The organism is Lancefieldella sp. Marseille-Q7238 (genome assembly GCF_949152215.1).
In the GTDB taxonomy this organism is placed as follows: domain Bacteria; phylum Actinomycetota; class Coriobacteriia; order Coriobacteriales; family Atopobiaceae; genus Lancefieldella.
Genome location: NZ_OX424407.1, coordinates 247627 through 270338 on the forward strand (window position 1 = coordinate 247627; position 22712 = coordinate 270338).

Sequence of the window (22712 nt, forward strand, 5' to 3'; positions counted from 1 at the left end):
GTTGCGAGTGTTGAAAGGATATATATGAACTCTAACCGCAACATCACACGTCGTGCTTTGTTTGCCCTGTCTGCTTCTGCGGTATTTGCAGGGCTGACCTCTCATATCGCTTATGCGGATCCCCAGTCTGAGCTGGAGGCGGCCTCTGCCAAGCTGGATTCTCTCGGCACCAAGCTTACCCAGGCGGAAGATGACCTTAACGAGAAAACCTACGCGCTGGACGCCACCAATAACAAGATTGGCGACGTTCAGGAAGAGATTTCTGAAACCGAGAAGAAACTGGAGGTGCAGCGCGGTATTCTCGCCGCTGCTATGCGCAGCTCGTATAAGGCGGGGCCTCAGGAGGCTCTTGACTTTATCCTCGGCGCTTCAAGCCCTGATGACTTCATCAGCCGTATCTACTATATGGATCGCACCAGCAAAAAACAGGCTGATTCAATCGATCAGGTCAAAACGCTTGGCGATCAGCTTACCCAACAGAAAAATGAGCTGGAAGCGCAGCAAGCTCAGCTGCAAGAGCAGATTCAGGCTATGAAGACGCAGGCTGACGATGTAAAAGCTCAAATCGCAGAGGCGAAGTCCTATTACGATTCCCTTGACGCTGAAGTTAAGAAGCAGCTTGCAGAGCAGGCTGCGGCGGAAAGCAACAAAAACAGCAACGTCAACGCGGCTATCAATTACGCAACCAACGACAGTCCCTCAGCGCCAGCTGATACGAATACGGATAACAACGGCGCCAATAACGCGTCCAACAATAACAACGGGTCAAATGACACCCCTTCGAACAATTCAAACAATAACAATGGTGGCAATTCCTCCGATGGCGGCGGCTCAAATAACGGCGGCAGCGGAAGTCCTTATCCGTGCGGCGGCGTAGGATCTGCCTATTCCTGCCTCGGCTGGCCGTATGTCTGGGGAGGCGCAAGCCCAAGACAGGGTGGTTTTGACTGCGGTGGCCTTGTGTACTACTGCTTCCTCGGTTATCGCAACGGCACCGCCGGTACTATCGGCCGTAACATCAAAGCCGCCGGCAACTGGAAGGACTCAATGGATCAGCTCTCGTACGGCGATTGCGTCTTTACTCGCGCCGGCTACGAGCACATCGGCATCTACATCGGTAACGGTCAGATGATTCATGCCGCCAACGAAGCCTTGGGTGTTTGTATCGGATCTGTCTGGGCGTTTTACGGCGGAGGACCTTTCAGCGGCTAAGGTTGAGTCCTGTTCCCACAGACTACCGAGCCGCATCAGGCTAGCAAGTCTCATCCAACAGGCTTCATTTTTGAACCATAAGCACGTAAAGCGTACAATAGCAAGGTATGCTTTACGTGTTTTTTATGACGGAGAGGGGAGAAGACAATGGCGCTTGATAAGGCGGGCGACAACAGCGTAGTTGGACGTCACTTTTCCCGCCGTTTTCAAGTTGCTCTTGTCGGCGAAGGCGCGCTTGTGGGGCTGCTCGGCGGGGGAGTCGTGACGCTCTACCGACTGTCCCTTTCGTACGCAGAGCAAGAAATGCGCGCTATAACAGAGACTATTGCAAACAACGCGCTTTTTATCGCCCTTTGGTTCGTCCTCCTTATTGTTCTGACGCTGAGCGTAGGCAGACTTATGCGCTGGGAGCCGCTCACGTCAGGATCCGGCATTCCGCAGACAAATGCCGAGGTCATAGGCCGTATCGATGCTCCGTGGCATCGTGTTCTTCCGGTAAAATTCCTCGAAGGCGTCCTGGTTGCCTTCGGCGGGCTTTCCATGGGCCGAGAAGGTCCATCAGTGCAGCTTGGCGGCATGTCAGGCAAGGCGATTTCCAAGTTGCTGCATCTCAGAAGGGGAGAAGAACGCCTTCTGGTAACCTGTGGCGCCGCGGCGGGCATGTCAGCCGCCTTTCACGCGCCGCTTACCGGAACGCTCTTTGCCGTTGAAGAGATTCAAAAGGAGTTTCACGCGCCGCTCATCATCTCCGCAATGACCTCATCGGTCGTGGCGGATTTTCTCGTTTCCAACGTACTTGGCATGAAGCCTGTTTTGAAGCTTGACTACGTGCAGCCGCTGCCGCACATTGACTATGCCTTCGTGCTCTTCGTAGGCATCCTCTGCGGCGTGTTAGGCGCGCTGCACAACCGCGGCATGTTCACTCTTCAAAACGCTTACGCCAACATCAAAACTCACATACCGTATACCCGCCTCATCATTCCCTTTATGATCGCGGGAATCGTCGCGTTTACCGCGCCTGACTTGTTGTGCGGCGGCGACGCTATTATCGAGAAGATCAAAGAGCCTGCCACCCTTACGGAGCTGGGCGTTCTCGCGCTTTTGGTGGGGAAGTACGCTTTTACCTCCATCTGCTTCAGTGCCGGCACCCCGGGCGGAACGCTTTTTCCACTGGTTGTTATGGGAACACTTGTGGGTACCCTTATAGGACTTTGCGCTTCGCACATCTTTGGTATTCCCATGGCATATGTGCCAAACTTTGTGGCCATGGGTGTCGTTGGTATCTTTGCCAGCGTTGTACGGGCTCCGGTAACGGCCGTTGTTCTCGTCTTTGAGCTCACCGGCTCTCTTGAAGCGCTTGTCGCTATGACGGCCGTTTCTGTCATTTCGTATACGGTTGCTAACGTAATGCGGATTGACCCGTTCTATGACCACTTGCTCGCACAGTTTTTAGGCGTCACGTCAGATCATCCTGCCATTGGCGGTCGCACCGATGGAGAGAAGATTCTCAAAGAATACACTCTTGGCGCGGGAAGCCGTATCGAAGGTATGTGCATCAAAGAGGTTCCATGGCCCGACAAGGTACGCGTTGTCACCATCGAGCGCGCTGGCAGTGAATTCATTCCAACCGGTAGCACACGTCTGCAAGCCTTCGATTCAATTCTGGTTATTTTGGACGAAGTGTACGAAGATGACGCTGACTTGAAACTCACGCTTATGACACGCGCCGCATCGGACTTACTTGACCGTCATCCAAGCAGCCGACCATACGCAAAAAAGTAAAACGCGCGCGAGTGGCATACGAAGACCTCTGGATACCGCGGAGAAGGCGAGCGCGCATTCTGATGGCTTGTGTCTCGGTTTCCGGTGCTTGGTTCTTCTCACATCTACTTTACATAATATTGATTATCAGACTTTTATAGAAACATACAGAGGATTCGATACATGACTTTACCATGACTCTTCTCAAGCGTTTTGGAAGCATCAAAAACGAGGCTCTGAGAGCCATTTTAAGCGATTAGAATCTACCTACTTGAGTAAATACTCATAGTCGTTTAGTAGTCACATAGTTTGTTCTCTAGAAATCTGTTCTTTTCCATGTTCGCCTCTGTGGCTTTGGTTTCTACATACGCGTCATAGAACGAACTCAAAATCAATATCGTCTGCCCATCCGGTGTTCAAAGAATCCTAAAGACTATACTGCGCTTAGCTTCGTCCGGCTCATGACTTTTAGTCAAGGCGTTGTTGAGTTGAGGCTCACTCAGTTTCTTTGCCGCCTCAACCTTCTTGCTTATCTGCATCATAAAAAATTCGATAGACTTTTGTATCGCGCGGCGCGAACGTGTTTAATCTCAGACCTTCGACTCCCCTGCTTATAAAACAAGCAATCTACCTGCGGAAATATGATATATCCGCAGGTAGATATAGTTGTTTGCAAAGAAATATTGTGCGACACGGGCGCCGTCAGCGCTTAGCCATCGACGGCCTGTCCCAGATACAGAGCAGCAGACGCCGCCGCTACCGCTCCATCGGCCGCCGCGGTAATGACCTGGCGCAGAGGCTTCTCATTCAAGTCTCCCGCCGTAAAGAGGCCGGGCGTCTTGGTTGCCATGGTCGGATTGGCTACCACATAGCCCTGCGGCGTCAGATCCGCAAGCCCCTTGAGGAGCTCGGTTGAAGGCACGCGTCCCACAAGAACAAAAATGCCGAACGAACCCTCTTCGTAGGTCTCCGTATGCTCTTCGCCCGTCTCATTGTTGCGGAAGGTCACGGAATTCAAAAGATCGTTACCGTCGACCTTGGTAATAGTCGTCAAGTAGCGTATATCGGTTTTAGGATGCGCTTCGAACTGCTCAATAGCGTATTTTGCTGCCCGCAGGTGATCTTTGCGGACAACAAGCGTGACCTTCTCGGCAAACCGAGCCAAAAACAGCGACTCTTCAACCGCCGTATTGCCTCCGCCTATAACAAAAACGTGCTTGCCTCGATAAAACATTCCGTCGCAGGTAGCGCAATATGAAACACCATGTCCGGTAAAGCGTTCTTCTCCTTCGAAACCGGCATGGCGAGGCGTTGCGCCTCCGGAAACGATAACTGCGCGAGTCTCATACGTCGCGTCAGGAGTCGTGACTTCAAACAGTCCCGTAACCTCATCGCGCTTGAGCGATGTCACGTTGCCCAATGTCACCTGAGCGCCAAGATCTTCAGCCTGCTTTTGCATACTGTCAGCGATGGTAAAGCCATCGGTATGCGGCATACCCGGATAATTATCAATCTCAGTTGTCAGGATTGTCTGGCCTCCCACGGCTTCTTTCTCAAGAACGACCGTGTCGAGAAGGGCGCGGGTGGCATAAATTCCCGCGGAAAGGCCGGCGGGTCCGGCGCCGACAATAACAAGATCCTTGCGTATTACATCCGCCATAATTGGCTCCAATCTCGTATCATTTACACAATGCACATATACCCAACTCCCCTGCCTTCAACGTCATAATCAGAAAGTATGAATAGATTGTGTACAATTTATTTGTCGCGGCATAGGAACTGTTGCGATGCGCAAAGTTTTGCGGCATGAAAAAAGCCGAGACGCATGCCCCGGCTTCTCCAAATCATTTACATGAAATTATGATAGCCGCCTCCGTCATTTTATATACGGTTGCTAACTCAGACGGTCTAATTCAGGCGGTTTTTACTTCTTGATGTCTCCGTTAAAGGTTGCGCCGATTGCCCGGCTTGGCTCCTCGCCCGTCAGCGTTGACAAGATGGTGACCGAAGGTCCCAGCAGGTCAATGGAGGGAATCTTACGGACGTCAAGCTCATGGCGAATCTCACGGCGAAGCGCCGCGTCAGCGAAGGTGTGGAAGACGGCGCGGGGACGCTTGCCGTCATCGCGACCGTCAAAATACTCGCGCATCTGCTCAACGTTCTTTACGTTAGGAACGCGGATAACATCTATCTCAAGGCCGTCAAACTGAGCCGCGGCCGCGCGAACAACCGCGATGCCAGTGTCGCCACGAGCATCGGACATGACATAGAGAATAGGAACGCCCGTATCGAAAATATCATTGTCAAGATCGAGAGGCACCATTGTACATCCTTTCAGTAGGAAGTTACTGATAGTGTTTCTACCACAACTCCTTACAGATTACTCTACTTTTTATGCGAAAGTGCGCCAATATCGGCGACATGTTCGAATACCTGCGTAAACCTGTTCAAAAGACGGAGACGATTTCCGCGAACGGTAGCATCTTCGTCCATGACGAGCACTTCGTCAAAGAAACGATCAATTGGCTCACGGAGTTTTCCAAGACAAACCGCCGCTCTCTCAAAGTTCTTGTCCTCAAGCGCTTCCGCGACGTTCTTCTCACCCTCCTTGCAGGCAGCAAGAAGAGCCTCTTCAGGAGCGGTCAGCATGGTTTCGTCAACATCGGTGCCAAGCGACATGTCGCCCAGCTTAGCCGCACGATTGTAGGCAACCGCAAGGTTTTCGAAGTTCTCGGGATCGTGAGCGCGGGCTTCATCCAGGGAACGGGCGCGCAGCAGGAACTCTTCGGGATCTATGACACCGATATGCGCGATGGCATCGATAGCGTCCTGCGAGATCTTCTCGTCACGTCCCATGGTTACCAGGCGTCCGAGGAAATACGCCTCAACGTCCGCCTGAACGCTCTGCGCGTCAAAGTGCAAGCCCTGGCGCGCGTACAGCTCAAGCGAGCAGCGAATGAAATTCTTCAGATGCACCTGGGGCATCGTGCGGAGAAGCGCGATGACGCCAATGGCGGCGCGGCGGACGGCGTAAGGATCGGAAGAGCCGGTCGGAGGCTCGTTGATAGCGAAAAGACCGCAGATGGTATCAAGCTTGTCAGCCGCGGCCACATAGCGGCCAATCTTGCCGGAAGGAAGCGCGTCGCCGGCAAAGCGCGGACGATACTGCTCGCGAATGGCGTCTGCGACTTCCGAATCCTCACCGGCGGCCTGCGCGTAGTAGCCGCCCATGACGCCTTGCTGGCTGGTAAACTCCACCACAGCCTGGCTGACCAAATCGGCCTTGGACAGGTGAGCGGCGCGACGGGCAAGCTCAACGGCGCGGTTGTCACCGGAGTCCACTTCAGCGAGGGCGGCGGCTATTTTCTCTATACGCCCAACTTTCTGAAGGACTGTGCCAAGTTTCTCTTGGAAGACCACGTCAGACAGGCGCTCTGCAAACTCGTCAAGCGGACGCTTAAGATCTTCGTCAAAGAAGAATTTAGCGTCGTCCAAACGGGCGCGAACCACGCGCTCGTTGCCGTCAATCACCCGCTCGGCGCAGGCGGAATCGGCGTTGGAAACGATGATGAATGAGCGTGTAAGCTGGCCGTCCGCATCATATATGGGAAAATAGCGCTGGTTTGAAAGCATTGACTCGGTAATGATTTCGTGCGGTACCTTGAGGAACTCCTCGTCAAAGGTTCCCACAAGTACGCTCGGCCATTCGGTCAGATTGATAACCTCATCAAAAACGGTTTTCGGCGCGTCAACATGGGAGCCTGGGCGCTCCGCTTCCACGCGCGCGATGCCCTCAAGAATCACCTCGCGGCGGCGCTCCGCTGACAGTACACAGGCGTCCTCAAGAACCTGCTCGTAAACGGAAGAATCTTCAACGACATATGGGCCAGGACCCAGCACGCGGTGGCCTCTCGTAGTATTTGAACTGACGACATCGGCGTAGCGCACCGGTACGACTTCACTGCCGAGAAGAGCGCAGATCCAGCGAATAGGACGGACAAAACGCTCGTGCGTAGAGCCCCAACGCTGACTGCGAGGCCAGTCAAGAGCGGCAATCGTATGTTCTGACAACTCGGAAAGAATCTTCAGCGCAGAAACGCTGGGAATTGTGCGCTCAGCGAATACGTATTCATGGCCATCAGCGTCAACACGGCGCGCGAGCTTGGAAACCTCAATCCCCGCCTTACGCGCAAAGCCCTCAGCCGCCTTAGTGGGCATACCAGCAGCGTCAAAGGCAATCTCGCATTTAGGTCCGCGCATGACCTCATTGATCTCATCGGTCGCAAGCGCGACGTCCTTGACGCAGGCGGCCAGACGGCGCGGAGTTGAAATGACACGCACCTCACCGTGGGCGAGACCAGCTTCGTCAAGACCTGCGCTGACAAGCTTTTTGTACTGCACGATAGCCTTGAGCAGAGGGGCGGACGGCATCTCTTCAGTGCCTATTTCAAGCAGAAAGTCTTTAGTAGCTGCCATCAGGCCACCTCCTTCGTGTTGTGCCGATCATCGTTTTGATCAGCCACCTCTTCCAGATATGACTCGCAGCACGCTTTGGCGATGGTGCGCACGCGAAGAATGTAGTTGGCGCGCTCCACAGCAGAAAGAGCGCCGCGGGAATCAAGCAGATTAAAGGCGTGGGAGCACTTCATGACGCAGTCATAGGCAGGCAGTGGAAGTTTGCGTTCAAGACAAGCGTGGCACTCCGCCTCGTATTCATCGAACTTCTCGCGCATGAGTTCCACGTTGGCAACCTCAAAGTTATAGGTTGAAAATTCACGCTCGTTCTCCAGAAAGACCTCACCGTATGTCATTGGCGTTCCGTCGGGAAGATAGCTCCAGACAAGATCGTAAACGGAGTCAACGCCCTGGGCGTACATGGCGATGCGCTCAAGACCATAGGTAATCTCAACGGGCACTGGATCGACTTCAATGCCTCCGACCTGCTGGAAATAGGTGAACTGCGTGACCTCCATGCCGTTCAGCCAAACTTCCCATCCAAGGCCCCACGCGCCAAGCGTTGGACTCTCCCAGTCGTCCTCTACAAAGCGCACGTCATGGTCTTTCGGGTCAAGGCCGATAGCCGCAAGGGATCCAAGATACAAATCCTGCGAGTCTTCCGGTGACGGTTTGATGAGCACCTGGAACTGATAGTAGTGCTGCAGTCGGTTGGGATTCTCGCCATAACGTCCATCGGCCGGACGGCGACATGGCTGCGGATAGCAGGTACGCCACGCGTCAGGTCCCAGCGAGCGAAGAATCGTGGCGGTGTGGAAGGTGCCGGCACCGACTTCAGAATCGTAGGGCTGCATGACGGTGCAGCCTTTGTCTGCCCAATAATGTTCCAGCGCCAAAATCATATCCTGGAATGTAAGCGGCGTAGTACTCATATCCGTCTTTCTCTTAGGTCCGGGCGCTAAAGGCCTCGGGCATGGTTGAACGGCCAGAAGATAAACAGTGTCTTGGTAGTGATAGTTTCAAGAGGAACGGGCCCGAAGAATCGCGAATCAAGCGAATTGGTCCGGTTGTCCCCCATGACAAAAACGCATCCGTCAGGAACAGTATAGGGATAGTCGGTAATACGCGCGCCCGGCTGATCCGCCAGAGAATTGCTTGGCTTGCCTTCCGTATACGGCTCGTCGAGCTTCTCCCCATCAACGTACACCGCGCCGTCACGCAAATCAACCGTTTGACCTGCCGTTGCGATGACACGTTTGACCAGCATCGTATCTTTTTTGATTGGGCTGTAGAAGGTAACGACATCGCCGCGCTTCGGCGGGTCAAAATGGAGGGTGATTTTCTCCCCTACTAAAAGATCCCCTTCTTGAATGGTGTCAAGCATTGAACCGGTTGGCACGGTGAAAACGTCAAACACGAAGAACCGCAAAAGTATGGTAATCACGATGGCTGTAAGGATAATCCAGACGTAGTCGAGCAGCGCGTTGCTGTTGCGAATTGGCTTATCAGCGTTACTCATCTGCTGCGTCTCCCCTCTGTACGTCCTGCTTACATTCACGCGCCTGGATTTCTTCAACAAATGCCCGCTCATCGTCGCTCAATGGGACTGTGGCGAGAAGATCCGGCCTCCAGCGGGCAGTACGCTCAAGAGCGGAGGCGCGCCTCCAACGATCAACAGCGCCGTGATCGCCTGAAAGGAGAACGGAAGGCACGAGACGCCCCTCGTAATCAGCCGGCCGTGTGTATTGAGCATACTCCAAAAGCCCCTCAGAAAAGGACTCGTCTTGCGAGCTCATCTCGTCTCCTAAAGCCCCCGGAAGCAGCCGCGTCACCGAATCGATGACCGTAAGCGCCGCCAATTCTCCGCCGGTAAGCACGTAATCGCCGAGTGAAATAACTTCATCGGCAAGCTCAAAACAGCGCTCATCCATTCCCTCGTAGCGACCGCACACAAAGAGCAGGTGCTCTTGGGCGGACAAGCGCTCAGCTGTCTTTTGACAATACGGAGCTCCAGCCGGAGAGAAGAACACCACATGAACATGGTCGGTTGCACGCGAGGTAAGATCGCGCACCGCTTCAAAAATAGGTGCCGGTTTCATCAGCATGCCTTGGCCGCCGCCAAATGGCGCGTCGTCTACGCTGTGATGGCGATCGTATGTCCAGTCGCGCAGGTCATAGGCGTGAAATTCAAAAATATGAGCTTTTTGAGCGCGGCCCATGATGGACGCGTTGAGGTACGGAGCAAAAACTTCAGGGAATACCGAAAGCGTATCAAAGCGCATCATGCGTCATCTCCTTCTTCCTGCTCAATAAGGCCGCTTGGTATCTCTACGCAAATGGCTTTTCCGGCTGAGACGTCACGGATAAAAGCGTCAACCACGGGTATGAGAATCTCGCCTTTAGACCCGGTAACCACCCATACGTCATGGGCGGGTAAAACCAGCACGTCGGTAATAGTACCAAGCGAGCCAAAGTGTTTGTCAACGACTTCCCGCGCAAGCAGTGAAGCCCTGTCATGCAGCTCAAAGTCCTCAGGCAAGTCCGATTCGCATACAAGAAGCATCTTGCCAACAAGCGCTTCCGCATCTTTGATGGACGTAACCCCTTCCAAGGAGATGAGACATCCTCGCTCTTGGTCTGAGGCAACGAAGCCAACCTCATACTCACGCGGACCCGTAAGCGAGGGAGGCACGGGCACCACGCGCATGCCCGACGTTATAACAGAAGAAAGGCCGTGAACAGGAATAGCCACGACCTCCCCTCGTTTTCCATGCGTTTTAACGACTTGAGCAAGAGCCCGATACCGCTTGCGCACGCTTTAGCCTACAACCTCAACATCTACCGCAGTACCAACGCGCTGACCTAAAGCGCGCGCGAGCGTGCGGATAGCTTTGATGGTACGACCCTTGCGGCCGATAACGCGGCCAGCGTCTTCTTCGGAACACGTCACCTCAATGAGGGAGCCGTCTTCATGATCGGTCACATCAAGCGATACGGCGCTCTCGTCATCAACGAGACCGCATACGATGTACTCCACAAGATCGGCGACCTTATCGGAAGGCATCTCTGAAAACGACTCTAGAGCGGCGTCGTCAAGCGACTCAATACTGTTTTCTGCCACGGTTACTCGGTTTCCGCCTCGGTAGCCTCTGCTTCAGCGGCGGTCTCTTCTGCGGCAGCCTCAGCAGCTGCAGCGGCTTTAGCCTGTGCTTTCTTGGAAGGCTTAGCCTTCTTCTCTGCAACGGGAGCGCCAGTGCGAACAATCTCAATCAGGTGAGAGACTGTATTGGAAGGCTGAGCGCCCTTAGAGACCCACTCGTCGACTTTCTCAAGATTGATATCAATCGTCTTTGGGCTGGTCAGAGGGTTGTAGCGACCGATCTCCTCAATGTAACGACCGTCGCGAGGCATACGGCCATCAGCGACGACAACGCGATAATACGGACGCTTCTTGGCACCATGACGGGCCAGACGAATCTTAACTGCCAATGAAAACTCCTTCAGTCAAGCGGCGCATCGGTTTGGTTGATAGGCTGCACCGCAAAGCCACAAACGGATTACTAGTTTACAGCAATGCGTTCACCTCGCAAGATATATTTTTAACCTCGCAAAATGAGCACGACTCTATATCTGTGAAACATTTGTTCTGTTTTATCGAACATACGCCCTATAAATGCACTATACTTGTGGCATGAAAGAGATACGAAACAGACCCGGTATGCCACCCTCCAGCGAGAAGAGCGCGTCTTTTGAGAGCGCTGATGTAAACAGCGCTGACAGGTGGGACGCTCCTGCTATAGGCCTTATGGATCTCGACGCTTTTTTCGCCTCAGTTGAACAGCTTGACCACCCTGACTGGAGAGGAAAACCCGTTATCGTGGGAGGCTCTCCTCACAAGCGAGGCGTCGTCTCAACAGCTTCCTACGAAGCTCGAACGTTCGGCGTCCACTCGGCCATGCCCTCCGCTACAGCGGCGCGCCTGTGCCCTCAGGCAATCTGGACGTCCGGCTCCTACGCTCGCTACAAAGAGCTGAGTCAAAACGTCATGTCCATTCTTCTCGATGAAACACCCCTCGTTGAGCAGGTCTCCATTGACGAAGCCTTTTTTGACGTCACGCCCGGTCGGTTTTCTCGCGAGCATCCCATCGAAATTTGCCGGCGCATTCAGCGCCGCGTCGCCGAACTTGGGATTACCTGCTCAATCGGTCTTGGAGTCAACAAGACGGTTGCCAAAATCGCTTCCGAGCGAGAAAAACCACGCGGCCTCACCGTGGTGCTTCCTGGAAGCGAGCGGCGTTTTCTGGCTCCTCTTCCCGTTGAGGCCATGAGCGGCATCGGCCCTTCAACAGCGAAGGTATTGCATTCGTTTGGCATCAAAACGCTTGGAGAGCTGTCCCGCGCCAATACAGCTCGCCTTGAGGGAGCGCTTGGCGTCAGCGGTCCCCGTCTCATCCGCCGTGCCGGTGGCCTTGAGGTGTCAGTCGTGTCCGAGGCGGCGGCGCCCAGTGAAGCAAAATCCGTATCAAACGAGCGCACCTTCAAGGAAGACCTTACCGATGAAACAGAGATTCGCGCCGCCATACGCCACATCTCATGTATCGTCGGACGGCGCCTCAGAAAGAACGGACTGAAGGGTTGTACCGTAACGCTCAAGGTAAAAAACTCCGTATCTTCATCGCACACCGCGCAAAAAACACTTTCCGCCATGACTGACCAGGAGGATCAGTTTGGCCCTGTCGCAGAAGAGCTCCTGCAGGAAGTCTGGCATAACGGTCAGCCGGTGCGCCTTTTAGGAGTCGGTATCAGCGGTTTTGACACCGGCGCGCAAAGGCCGATACAGCCGGCGCTTTTTGATGAGCAGGATCTTACGCCCTCAGACGCCACCCGACAGGGCAAAAAGAAGACACGCTCTCATCGACCTCCCCTTTCCGGCGTGACCGACGCCTTAAAGGACAAATTCGGAAGTGACGTTATAAAGTACGGACGCGATCTCCGCTTTGAAGACCGCATCTCGGATACCATGCCCATGGGCAAAAATGACGTATAGCAGCTGTTTTCTACGCTTCAAGACCCATTCTTACGCTTCAAGACCAACGTCAACGCGCGGCGCGTCTTCCCACAGGCGCTCCAAGCGGTAATAGTCTCGCACTTCCGGCTGAAATACATGAATGACAACGGAACCGTAGTCCACAAGAATCCATTTCAAGCCTTCGCGGCCTTCTGTGGAAAGCGGGTTAAGACCAGTATTTTTACGGATCTTCTCGCGGATTTCGTCCACGATGGAGTCGGCCATGCGAGCGTTATCTCCGGTGCAGATGACAAAATAATCGCAGACGTCGGTTTGATCGGACAGGTCAAGGACGAGAATGTCCTTCGCTTTCTTATCATCAGCGGCAACAGCTGCGATTCGAGCAAGTTCAAATGGGGTTACAGCCATTAAGGCCCTACCTTTCTGTTCTTTTTGTCACGTCCGGCTCAGTCTCTTTGAGCGGGCACCCAATCATAGCATTGTATATGTCAACGGACTTTGGATACAAGTACTTGCCGGATTCCACAACGTACAAAAGCGTTGAGGTAAAGCTCGCGCGATACAGCGCCTCAAGAGAAACGTGACGCACAAAAAGCTCACGCGAGCGCACAATGCTTGGATACGATGCTCGCAGCGGCTCGATAAGGTCCGCGACATATATGATCTTATCGAGGTCGGACATCACAAGGTCAGCGGTCGTATGCTTTGCAATGGCGCTCAAAATCTCTTCCGAAAGCCATGGATAGAGCTTGGGAAGCTCACGCGCGGCGAGAGGACCATGAAGCAAGCTGATAATCTTCACATACGCGACGCCCATCTCAAGCTGGTACTTCTCGGCAAGTAAAAGCGTATCCTCGTTAGAAAGGCCCTTCTCCCAGTCATGGAGAATGCCTGCGACGCGCGCGGGATACGGATCTATCCCGTACGCGACAGCCATAGTTTCGGCCATGTGGCCAACGGAAATGCTGTGCGCGAAGCGCTTCGGGTTTTGCAAGCGCATATGCGCGTCAAGATCTCGCTCAAGCTCTTCGATAATCGCCTGCTGCTTTGAGGTGTAAATAACCGTTGCGAATTTGATAACCGTGTTCTTGTGGTCTGAGGGCGCACTCATCGCTCGTCACCTCGGGCCGTGAGCGGCGTTGAATCGGCTCCGTAGAGCCCATGTTTATGCACATAGCCCGCAACCGCGTCAGGCGTGAGGTACCGAAGACTTTGGTGCTGCTCTACACGCGCGCGCAGATAGCTCGATGAGATGGCCAAAGCGGGCACCTCAAGATAGGTCACGTCAAAATCATAGGGAGACAGCTCAATGGCCCGTCTCGCCCGATTGAGGTCATAGCCGGGACGCGTTGCCGCCACAAAGTGAGCAAGCTCCGCTACGGTGCCGGCATTGCGCCAGCTGACAATATCCGCGATGGCGTCAGCGCCGGTAATGAAGTAAAACTCGACGTTTTCGGGATAGAGCGCGCGCAGGCGTGTCAAGGTCTCGGCGGTATATGTAATGCCTTCAAAGTCCACTTCAAAGCGACTTGCCACAAAGTGGGGATTATCCGACGTGGCGAGAAGCGTCATTGAGTAGCGATCCTCCCCCGCCGTTACGCGCATATCCTGCTTAAAGGCGGGGCGGCCTGCGGGCATAAAGACAACAACATCGAGATGCAAATCGTCGTACGCGGTTTCCGCAGCTACCAGATGTCCATAGTGGATAGGATCAAACGTACCGCCCATAATTCCCAATCGGTAGGTCTTTGAGGGATCCTGGCCGAGGTTCGGAAGTCCGGGGTGCATGCCGTTTATTATCTTACTCATGCCCTATCCCATCGGTAGAGTCGATTTTCGCGTCTTCGTCAGATACCGCGGGTTCGTCCAAAGCACACGGATCGTCTTCAGCGTAGCTGTCTGGTGCAGGCGCGGACGCTGACCCTTCAAACGTAAAGGCGAACCCCAGAATCCGAACTTCATCTCCGTCGACGGCGCCCGCCTTAATCAGCTGATCGTCCAAGCCGATGCGGTCAAGTCGATGCTGCAGGTAAGCGACGGCCTCATCATTGTCCCAGTCGGTTTGGATGACCATACGTTCGATGGCGCCTCCAGAAACGCGCCAGGCGTGACGCTCTTCTCGCTCAATGGTAAAACGGCTGTCACGGCGCTGACGCCTGTGCTCCCAGGTTTCAGAGCGGTCGACAGTCGGTGCTGCTGCTGAGAACTCTTGGCGAAGCTTAGCGACTGCCGAAGCGCAGTAGGCGACAAATTCGTCAAGATTATGACCGGTTACCGCGGAAACGGCAAAGAAGCGGTGTCCGTCCACCTCCGCTGCGTGGCGCAGCTCTTCTATTTTGTCGGCCGTATCCGGCATGTCGCACTTATTGGCAACCACAATCATCGGCCGCTCGGCAAGCTCAGGCGCGTAGGTCGCAAGCTCGCGGTTGATAACGCGATAATCCTCAACAGGGTCGCGGTCTTCAAAGCCGCCTGTTATATCAACGACATGGGCGATAAGAGCCGTGCGTTCAATATGGCGCAAAAATTGATGACCAAGACCTTTGCCTTCACTTGCGCCTTCAATGAGGCCAGGCACGTCGGCGCAGACAAAAGACTGACCGCTCGCGGCGCGGACCACGCCCAGGTTGGGTACGAGCGTTGTAAACGGATAGTCGGCAATCTTCGGCCGCGCGGAACTGATGCGAGCAATGAGCGAACTCTTGCCAACTGACGGCATGCCGACAAGCGCCACATCGGCCATCAGCTTCATTTCCAGCTCGATCCAGTGATCTTGCGCCGGTTCTCCTTTTTCGGCAAAGGCGGGCGCACGGCGCACCGATGTCACAAAGTGAATGTTACCAAGACCGCCGCGGCCGCCGGGCGCCACAACTACGCGCTCGCCCGCAACCGTAAGATCAGCTATGTCATACAAGGGCTTTTGCGTCTCCGGGTCAAGCTCTCTGACCACGGTTCCCAGTGGCACCTTGAGCAGCAAGTCCTCGCCGTCCGCGCCGTGACGCCGTGCTCCTTTGCCGTGCGTGCCCCGCTCCGCCTTGAAGTGGTGCTTATATCGGTAGTCAATGAGGGACGACAGCTGCGGGTCGGCAACGATTACCACATCGCCGCCATGGCCGCCATCGCCGCCATCGGGTCCCCCTTTGGGCACGAACGCCTCGCGCCTGAACGACATGCATCCCGCGCCGCCGTCGCCGCCTTTTACGTTGATATGACACAGGTCGGTGAATGTATCCACGGATCCTCCTTTGAGCAGTTTATATGGTACGCGAAACCGAGCCGCAAAGAAACCGTGGCGAGAAGCGCGCGAAAACTAGAGAACCGCTATGCCAATAATAAACATGAGGCCGACAACAAGTATGACGTCATCAGATATACGCATTGGATAGCGCTTGAGCGCGGAATCCCGCGTGCGCAGATAAAACCCACGCTGTTCGGCTGAGAGCGCTGTAGCGTCAGCTTTTTTCACCGAAGAAATCATCAGCGGAACAATAAGCGGGAGTTGCAGTTTCAGGCGGCGAAAAGGATTTTTTGCGTCAAACTCCACGCCGCGCGCCGTCTGGGCCTCCTTGATTTTCTCCATTTCCTGCGAAAAAACAGGGACGAAACGAATAGCGGTAGTGATGGTAAACGCGTATCGATACGGAATATGGAGCACTTCGACGCAGGCGCTCGTCAGGTCCTCCATGCGGGTAAGGCTCATCATCGAAAGGAGCGGCAGCGCCAACGCGATGGTGCGCAGCGCAACATTTGTCGCCTGAGCAAGACCATAGTCGGTGACAATGTAGAACACCGGCGTGCCCGAACGCGCAATGAGCGCCTGAACGACAAACATGCAAGCGCCTATAACAAAAAACGCTCCCAAGAGCCGAAACGCCTTTTTGGCATTGCCTGCCACGATATTGATAAGCAGCGTGGCTGCGATAACAGCAATAATCTCAGGGTAGCCGGGAGCTACAATGCCCGCCGTGAAAAGCTCGATGGCGAGAAAGACCTTAGCAACCGGATTTGCGCGATGCAAAAAGCTCGTGCCTTCCGTGTAATCAATAATGCTACCTGACATCTGAGACCTCCGAACCGCCGCGGCCTTTGGTGGTATTGCGATGGCGATGATGTTCTTCAACGGCTTCTCTGACAAATTTCTCGGCCGCCGCGCGAGAGGTGGCGTCGCTCACAATACGCTCAGTCATCCGACCAATCTCAGACACTGTTGTCAGTCCTGTATAGGCGGCGTCAACGCGCTCCGAGAGCACGCGCGCAATCTGTACCACCTGAGGCGGTTCAATAGCGGCGAGGCGCATAACAGCATTTTGTGCAAAAACTTCAGCCAGAGGACCATCAGCGATGAGGGAACCGTGCGCCATAACTGCCGCGCGACTCGCAAAGTCAGAAACGACCTCCATGTCATGGCAGGCCATCAAAACGGCGCAGCCCTTCTCGCGCAGCTTTTCAACCTCGTGCATGACGGTCATGCACTCACGATAGTCAAGGCCGCTTGTCGGCTCATCGAGCACAAGCACGTCAGGCTCGCACACGACCACGGACGCCAAGGCTACCATTTGGCACTGACCGCGAGAAAGCGTAAACGGAGAAGCCTGAGCGTCAAGTCCAAAGCCGTCGATAACGTCTTTCGCCCGCTCATGCGCTTCTGATTGCGGTACTCCTTTGAGCTCCAGTCCAAAAGCGACCTCATCGAGAACCGTGTCTTTGCAGATTTGGTGGTCGGGATTTTGAAAGAGCGTGCTGACATGGTGGGCAATCTCGCTGGTGCGCTGAGAAACAGTGGATGTTCCCATAATGCGAACATCACCGCTTTGCGGCTTCAATAAGCCGTTGACCAGCTTGGTAATGGTTGTCTTTCCAGCGCCGTTTTGACCGATAAGCGCCACAATCTCACCGGGATTTACGGAAAAGGTCACATGGTCAACGCCGTCATTGCTGCTCTCATAGCGAAACGAAACGTCAAGCAGCTCAAGCGATGGCTCAACTTCCTCTCCCTCCGGCTGAGACAGAACCTTTTTGAATGGACCGCTGTCAGCAGCCGTCACAGGACCACCGATGAGCGGCAAATACGTTGGAGAAAGAGACGCGTCTTTAGAGGTGAGCGGAGTCTGCACGTCGTAGGAGACCCCCCTGCTCTTCCCCACCGCGCGCGCGACAAGGCCGCAGGCGTCTTGGACTGTCAGCGAAACGTCTTTCTCGCCCGCATAGCCAAGTTTACGCAGGTAATTGGAAATGCGTGTAGCCCGAGGACTGTCAACGCCAAGTTCGCGCAAGGCCGCTGAGCGCGCAAAGACTTCGCTTGTGGAGCCGCAGGCGGCAATGGCGCCGTCTGCCAGTACGAGGACGCGTGAGCAATATGTGGCGAGAAGGGCGACCTTTTGCTCCACGACAATGACCGTGATGCGCTCAGTGCGATTGAGCTCGGCGAGCGTTTCAAAAATGGTGCGTGAAGAGACGGGGTCAAGGGCGGCGGTCGGCTCGTCAAGGACCATCACGCGCGGACGCAGCGCCAGCATGGCGGCAAGGGCGACCTTTTGCTTTTGGCCGCCGGAAAGCGTCGCAATTTCGCGGTAGCGCAGATCGGATATACCAACGGTATCCAAAGCGTACGTCAAACGATCCATAATCTGCTCGCGGGGAACATCAAAATTTTCAAGCCCGAAGAGAAGTTCATCCTCTACAATGCCGGCAACCATCTGCGCGTCAATATCCTGAAGAATGAGGCCGATTGAACAAGAGATGTCGGTCAGGGTAACGTCACAGGTATCCTGCCCGTCAACCAACACCGCTCCATACAGCGTGCCGCGGTAGTGGTGCGGAATCGCGCCGGACATAAGCGAGGTGAGCGTCGTTTTTCCTGCCCCCGAAGGCCCTACGATACCGAGAAACTCTCCTTCGCTGAGCTGGAAGTGTATGCCTGAAAGCGCGGGCGTTTTGCTGTCGGGATAGCTAAACGTCACATGTTGAAAATCAAGTACGGAGTGCATGTTCTTCTCGCCATTCATAGCTACGATTGAAGTTTGATGTAACGGCATATACGAGTGTATACAAGAAACGTCCGCTGTTCAGCAAAAATCGTCAAAAGAACACCGAAAGGCGGCCTTTTTGAAGCGGATCAGCGGCGTGTCGCTTTGGACAGAGGTTCCGCAAGCGCCTGCACCACGATAGCGTTGAAAAGCGCCGTGCACAAAATGACGGGAATCATGACGAGAAAGAGGTCAAGACCGGCATGTTTAGCGGGAACGGCAATCGCGGCAAAAATCAGACCGGAAACGGCAGTCGTTACAAAGGATCCTACAAAGGGCATAATTCTGCTCTCGGCGAAGGCGCTTTTGGTAAAGGCAAACATCACGAGCGCGGCAATTGATTCCGCGACCAAATCGGCTCCAGGAAGCGAGGTGGTGATTTGAATGACCGCGCCGGCGATAAGGCCGATAATAACCGATTGCACCGCGTTCGGCTTGAGCAAAAGGATCGCTAGGCAAAATGAGGCGATAACAAACTCCGGGGCAATGCCCACCGCGCTGATTGCCTTGCCGACGGTCAAATCAAGAATGAGACCGGCGGCAATGAGTACCGCCACTGTTACCAGCGATGTTACATCAAGGGCCCCCTGTCGACTTGATTGAACCGCAATACGCGGCTGTTTGAGGTCTTGGCTGTTCAAGTTCTGGCTGCGATGAGACTTTTGGACTGTCATATGCGTTCCTTTCACGCGTTTCTTATTATCTATTACGTTGTTACCTGCGTTGCTCTGCTGCGTTCTCTTTTACGTTTTTCTTTTCATACTTTCTCGCGATTTCGGCAATAAAAAAAGCCCCCGGTCTTTCCGGGAGCCCTCACATATGCCAAACAGCATGAGTGACTCACAGTCAACCGAAGAGGGACAGAGTACGCCACCACCAGTTTTTACGGGATGCGGTTGCAGTGGAGTTTGTCGCTGAAGCGCAGCTTATTGCTGCTGGATTAGAGCTCATAGATAGTCTCCCTTCCTCTACAACAAGGCTGACACGGCTAAAACAGTGTCGGCAACTCAAACACACGATTACAACCTGTGAGCAAGGATACCAATTCCTCTTCACGGAGTTTTCAAAAAAGGAATCATGAAACAGCTTTGAAACGTTGAAGCGTTCGAAGATGTGAGCTATGAAGCGTTTAAGGGCGCTAACACTACAAGCATCCCTATGCCAAAAAAGGGACCCCGAAGGGTCCCTTTGCAAAAACAACAGCAAACGAATTGCCGATTATGTTACGCCTGCGCCTCAATGACGTTGACGACATGCTTGACGCCGCGCTTGAACTCGACAACGCCATCAACGAGCGCGAAAAGCGTATCGTCCTTGCCGCGGCCGACGTTAACGCCAGGGGTAATGTGGGTGCCGCGCTGACGAACAATAATCTGACCAGCCTTGATGGCCTGGCCACCGTAAATTTTGGTACCCAGACGCTGCGCCTGAGAATCGCGGCCGTTACGGGACGAACCGAGACCTTTCTTGTGTGCCATAGTGCTACCTGCCTATCTTAAAATAATCTGAAACGTTGAAAGCCGCTTACGTGAAGAGTTGAAGGTACTGATGCAACCAAACATCCAGACGCCGTTACTCGGCTGATTCGTCGGATGCCTTAGACGCAGCCTTGCGCGTGGTCGGAAGAGAAGTGACCTTCAGCTTGGTAAGCTGCTGACGGTGTCCGTTGGTACGGTGGTAGCGCTTGCGCTTGTGGAGCTTGAAAACAAGGACTTTTTTATCCTTGAACTGCTCAAGAACCTCGCAGGTGACCTTCTTAGAAGAGAGGTCAGACGGATTGACAATGGTCTTCTTGCCGTCATTAAGCATGAGAACGTCAAGCTTGACCTTGTCGCCAGGCTGCGCGTCAAGCTTCTCGACAGCGATAATGTCATCTTTGGCAACCTTATACTGCTTGCCACCAGTTGCTACGATTGCGTACATGTGTGTAACCCTTCATTGCTGAAAACGTGCAACGATTATCAATGAGACCGGTTTCTGGAACCCGAGCAAAGGTATCCAACGCCGTAACCTGTGGCGCGCGCGGGAAACTGTCGGCGCCCCATGTCCCTCGGCGAGAAACACAGCTCGGAACAGTCTACCATAAGAATCTCAAATTACCAGATTAATCCACAACTTGTGGCTGATTTTCTTCCTTTTTGATATGTTCGATGCGCATTACAATGCCGCGCGCCGTAACTTTTGTCCCAAGATATCCCATGGACGCCTTCAGCAGCCAGCCAAAACCGGGCACCACGCCCACAAGACTCCGAACAGCGCTTCGGTATGCCAATCCGGCGCAAGCAACGCCTGCAAGCTCAGGAATGCGATCAATGCGGGAATCCAGACCGTAAGCCGTCGCGATATCAAGCGCCAGACGAATCTGCGAGGATGTCATCAGCGCCATGTCGGACCCGGGAATCATAGAGACCGCGCCGATTGCGGCATTGGTGGCGGCGCATCTGGAAACCAGTGAAGACACCAGAGCCTCCCGGCAAAACGGAAACGACGCCGCGCATGAGACGCCCTTCTCGGTAGCAGACGCAAGCCATACGGCTAAACGCTCAAGCACAGCTTCAGACGAAGTGCCGGCCAGGATGTTGATGCGCAGAGCGGCTTCGGCAGAAACAGCAACGCGCGGCGCCTCAACAGCCGACTCAACGATAACCGCAACGGGAATACCGGATGCGGCAAGTTCTGCGCACTTCTCGCCTACCAGTGGATTTCCTCCGGATACAATAATGGCCGCATCGGGAACTGTTGAAGTTTGCGCCTCAGACGCCGCGAGAGACAGCACCTCGACATGCGCACTCACACGCTCAGGCACAAGAGCCTGGCGGACCGCCTGCGCCAGATACGTTGGGCAAGACCTGTCAACGTATACGCGAACAGTCACGCTCTCAATCTGCGCGAAATCCGCCCCAAGCCCGCTCACCAGCGAGCCCGCAATCTTTGTCATCGAAGCTGCCATACTCACCTGCCCCTATGCCGCCTTTACTCGGCCTGTATCGCATCAATACTACGCGGACTTCTGACGATGTCGCCACACCGACTGCACCACACCCACAGACATCATCTGCGCAAGCATCGATGTGGAACCGAAGCTAATGAACGGCAGTGGAATGCCGGTGATGGGCATAATGCCAATGCACATGCCAATATTTTGCAGCATTTGAAATGTCCACATGGCGGCGCAACCCACAAGAGTGAGCTTGGCAAACGGATTTTCAAGGCGCATGGCGAGAAGAATCGTCGAGAAGATCATCCACGCGAAGAGCGCCAGCATCACAAGAGAGCCGACAAAGCCAAACTCCTCGGCAAAGAGCGCGAACACGAAGTCGGTATGCGCCTCAGGTAAAAACCTGCCGCTTGCCTGCGTAGCATTGCCCGGACCCTTGCCGAAAAGGCCGCCGGAACCGACTGCGATTTTGGCTTGCTGCAAGTTATACCCGTCTCCTGACGGATCGATGGACGGGTCGACAAATACCACTAGGCGCTTGATCTGGTAGTCCTTCAAAATATGCGGGATACCCGGAATAAGCGAGGTCACTACTACCAGTGCCACCACAGCGACAAGCAGGGAAAACGTAATGAGAATCCATGTTTTTTTGGCGCCCGAGCAAATGATGACGGTCGCTCCTATCGCCAAAAGAATGAGGCCGGTTCCCAAATCGGGCAGCAGCATAATGCAGCCAAAAGGAATGAGCAGCGTACCGCAGAGCTTTACGTAATCCTTCAAGGTCTCTACTTTACCGTGATACTCGGCGCCCACGGAGGCCATGAGGAAAATAAGTCCAATCTTGCCGACCTCCGAAGGCTGAAAACGCAGGGGTATGAAGGGAATCTTCACCCAGCCAGTCATGCCTTTTATGGATACGCCCAGCCCTGGTATGCGCGGCATAATCATCAAAATTGAAACTGCTATCAGCAAAAACGTCGACATGTTCGCCAGGCCGCGGTAGTCATAATGCCAAATGAGGGCAGCAAGTACCGCGCCAATAGCAATACCTGCAAGGTGGCGGGGAAAGCTCGCCTCCGCGATATTTAGCGACGCCGTATAGATGACCACGATACCGATAAGAATAAGCAGGCATGCGGGTATCAGCTGCGGCAGATAGAGATTGCCCAAGATATCACGCTTGCCGTCTGATTTTTTACCGTTGACGGTCAGCCCTTTGGGCGTATTCGTGCGTCTGAAGCGAGAAAAACCTCGCTGTTTGGTCACGGCAGATGTGTCCAACGCCATGTTC

General features: G+C 54.3%; 23 protein-coding genes. 3 read left to right on the forward strand and 20 right to left on the reverse strand.

Annotated features, from left to right (window positions below; all coding sequences use genetic code 11):
• Positions 1-24 precede the first annotated feature (24 nt).
• A complete protein-coding gene (locus QM016_RS01140) occupies positions 25-1212 on the forward strand; it encodes a C40 family peptidase (protein ID WP_282709856.1) in 1188 nt (395 codons plus the stop codon).
• Between the two features lie 147 nt (positions 1213-1359).
• Positions 1360-2994, forward strand: a complete 1635-nt coding sequence (locus QM016_RS01145) for a ClC family H(+)/Cl(-) exchange transporter (protein ID WP_016476966.1) — start codon at positions 1360-1362, stop codon at positions 2992-2994.
• 688 nt (positions 2995-3682) lie between these two features.
• On the opposite strand, the gene QM016_RS01150 is transcribed toward QM016_RS01145, so the two are convergent.
• The 9 genes from QM016_RS01150 to rpsP all read right to left on the reverse strand — a co-directional run bounded on the left by QM016_RS01150 (position 3683) and on the right by rpsP (position 10917).
• Positions 3683-4633, reverse strand: a complete 951-nt coding sequence (locus QM016_RS01150; RefSeq protein WP_282709857.1) for an FAD-dependent oxidoreductase — start codon at positions 4631-4633, stop codon at positions 3683-3685.
• Positions 4634-4897: 264 nt separating this feature from the next.
• On the reverse strand, positions 4898-5296 hold the full coding sequence (locus QM016_RS01155; protein ID WP_016476964.1) for a kinase/pyrophosphorylase: 399 nt from the start codon (positions 5294-5296) through the stop codon (positions 4898-4900).
• 62 nt (positions 5297-5358) lie between these two features.
• Positions 5359-7449: a glycine--tRNA ligase subunit beta gene (gene glyS / locus QM016_RS01160; RefSeq protein WP_282709858.1), complete on the reverse strand. Its 2091-nt coding sequence runs from the start codon at positions 7447-7449 to the stop codon at positions 5359-5361.
• On the reverse strand, positions 7449-8360 hold the full coding sequence (locus QM016_RS01165) for a glycine--tRNA ligase subunit alpha (RefSeq protein WP_016476962.1): 912 nt from the start codon (positions 8358-8360) through the stop codon (positions 7449-7451). Before QM016_RS01165 ends, glyS begins: the two co-directional genes overlap by 1 nt.
• Positions 8361-8386: 26 nt before the next feature.
• A complete protein-coding gene (gene lepB / locus QM016_RS01170) occupies positions 8387-8947 on the reverse strand; it encodes a signal peptidase I (RefSeq protein ID WP_016476961.1) in 561 nt (186 codons plus the stop codon).
• Positions 8940-9710: a tRNA (guanosine(37)-N1)-methyltransferase TrmD gene (gene trmD, locus QM016_RS01175; RefSeq protein WP_035433824.1), complete on the reverse strand. Its 771-nt coding sequence runs from the start codon at positions 9708-9710 to the stop codon at positions 8940-8942. Before trmD ends, lepB begins: the two co-directional genes overlap by 8 nt.
• Complete coding sequence (locus tag QM016_RS01180) at positions 9710-10243, reverse strand: 16S rRNA-processing protein (RefSeq protein ID WP_282709859.1); 534 nt, start codon at positions 10241-10243, stop codon at positions 9710-9712. Before QM016_RS01180 ends, trmD begins: the two co-directional genes overlap by 1 nt.
• A gap of 3 nt (positions 10244-10246) precedes the next feature.
• Entirely contained in the window at positions 10247-10492 is a 246-nt protein-coding gene (locus QM016_RS01185; protein ID WP_282711437.1) for a KH domain-containing protein, read from the reverse strand.
• A 59-nt stretch (positions 10493-10551) separates the two neighbouring features.
• Entirely contained in the window at positions 10552-10917 is a 366-nt protein-coding gene (gene rpsP, locus QM016_RS01190; protein WP_282709861.1) for a 30S ribosomal protein S16, read from the reverse strand.
• A gap of 229 nt (positions 10918-11146) precedes the next feature.
• On the opposite strand from rpsP, the gene dinB reads away from it, so the two are divergent.
• The gene (gene dinB, locus QM016_RS01195) at positions 11147-12475 is read left to right on the forward strand and encodes a DNA polymerase IV (RefSeq protein ID WP_282709862.1); all 1329 of its coding nucleotides are present in this window, start codon (positions 11147-11149) and stop codon (positions 12473-12475) included.
• 30 nt (positions 12476-12505) lie between these two features.
• On the opposite strand, the gene rsfS is transcribed toward dinB, so the two are convergent.
• The 11 genes from rsfS to QM016_RS01250 form a co-directional block, all read right to left on the reverse strand.
• Positions 12506-12865: a ribosome silencing factor gene (rsfS, locus tag QM016_RS01200; protein WP_282709863.1), complete on the reverse strand. Its 360-nt coding sequence runs from the start codon at positions 12863-12865 to the stop codon at positions 12506-12508.
• A 7-nt stretch (positions 12866-12872) separates the two neighbouring features.
• A complete protein-coding gene (yqeK, locus tag QM016_RS01205) occupies positions 12873-13568 on the reverse strand; it encodes a bis(5'-nucleosyl)-tetraphosphatase (symmetrical) YqeK (protein WP_282709864.1) in 696 nt (231 codons plus the stop codon).
• The gene (nadD, locus tag QM016_RS01210) at positions 13565-14266 is read right to left on the reverse strand and encodes a nicotinate-nucleotide adenylyltransferase (protein ID WP_282709866.1); all 702 of its coding nucleotides are present in this window, start codon (positions 14264-14266) and stop codon (positions 13565-13567) included. Before nadD ends, yqeK begins: the two co-directional genes overlap by 4 nt.
• Positions 14259-15692 (reverse strand): GTPase ObgE, encoded by a 1434-nt coding sequence (gene obgE / locus QM016_RS01215; protein ID WP_282709867.1) that lies wholly within the window; start codon positions 15690-15692, stop codon positions 14259-14261. The genes nadD and obgE overlap by 8 nt, the downstream gene beginning before the upstream one ends.
• Positions 15693-15767: 75 nt before the next feature.
• A complete protein-coding gene (locus tag QM016_RS01220) occupies positions 15768-16517 on the reverse strand; it encodes an energy-coupling factor transporter transmembrane component T (protein ID WP_282709869.1) in 750 nt (249 codons plus the stop codon).
• Positions 16507-18492: an energy-coupling factor transporter ATPase gene (locus tag QM016_RS01225; RefSeq protein WP_282709870.1), complete on the reverse strand. Its 1986-nt coding sequence runs from the start codon at positions 18490-18492 to the stop codon at positions 16507-16509. Before QM016_RS01225 ends, QM016_RS01220 begins: the two co-directional genes overlap by 11 nt.
• An 80-nt stretch (positions 18493-18572) precedes the next feature.
• Positions 18573-19157, reverse strand: coding sequence for a hypothetical protein (locus QM016_RS01230; RefSeq protein WP_282709872.1), 585 nt, complete (start codon positions 19155-19157; stop codon positions 18573-18575).
• A 549-nt stretch (positions 19158-19706) separates the two neighbouring features.
• Entirely contained in the window at positions 19707-19961 is a 255-nt protein-coding gene (rpmA, locus tag QM016_RS01235; protein WP_016476948.1) for a 50S ribosomal protein L27, read from the reverse strand.
• Between the two features lie 94 nt (positions 19962-20055).
• Complete coding sequence (gene rplU / locus QM016_RS01240; protein ID WP_016476947.1) at positions 20056-20406, reverse strand: 50S ribosomal protein L21; 351 nt, start codon at positions 20404-20406, stop codon at positions 20056-20058.
• A gap of 181 nt (positions 20407-20587) precedes the next feature.
• Positions 20588-21433, reverse strand: coding sequence for a hypothetical protein (locus QM016_RS01245; protein ID WP_282709874.1), 846 nt, complete (start codon positions 21431-21433; stop codon positions 20588-20590).
• A gap of 48 nt (positions 21434-21481) precedes the next feature.
• Entirely contained in the window at positions 21482-22708 is a 1227-nt protein-coding gene (locus QM016_RS01250; protein WP_282709876.1) for an FtsW/RodA/SpoVE family cell cycle protein, read from the reverse strand.
• Between the last annotated feature and the right edge of the window lie 4 nt (positions 22709-22712).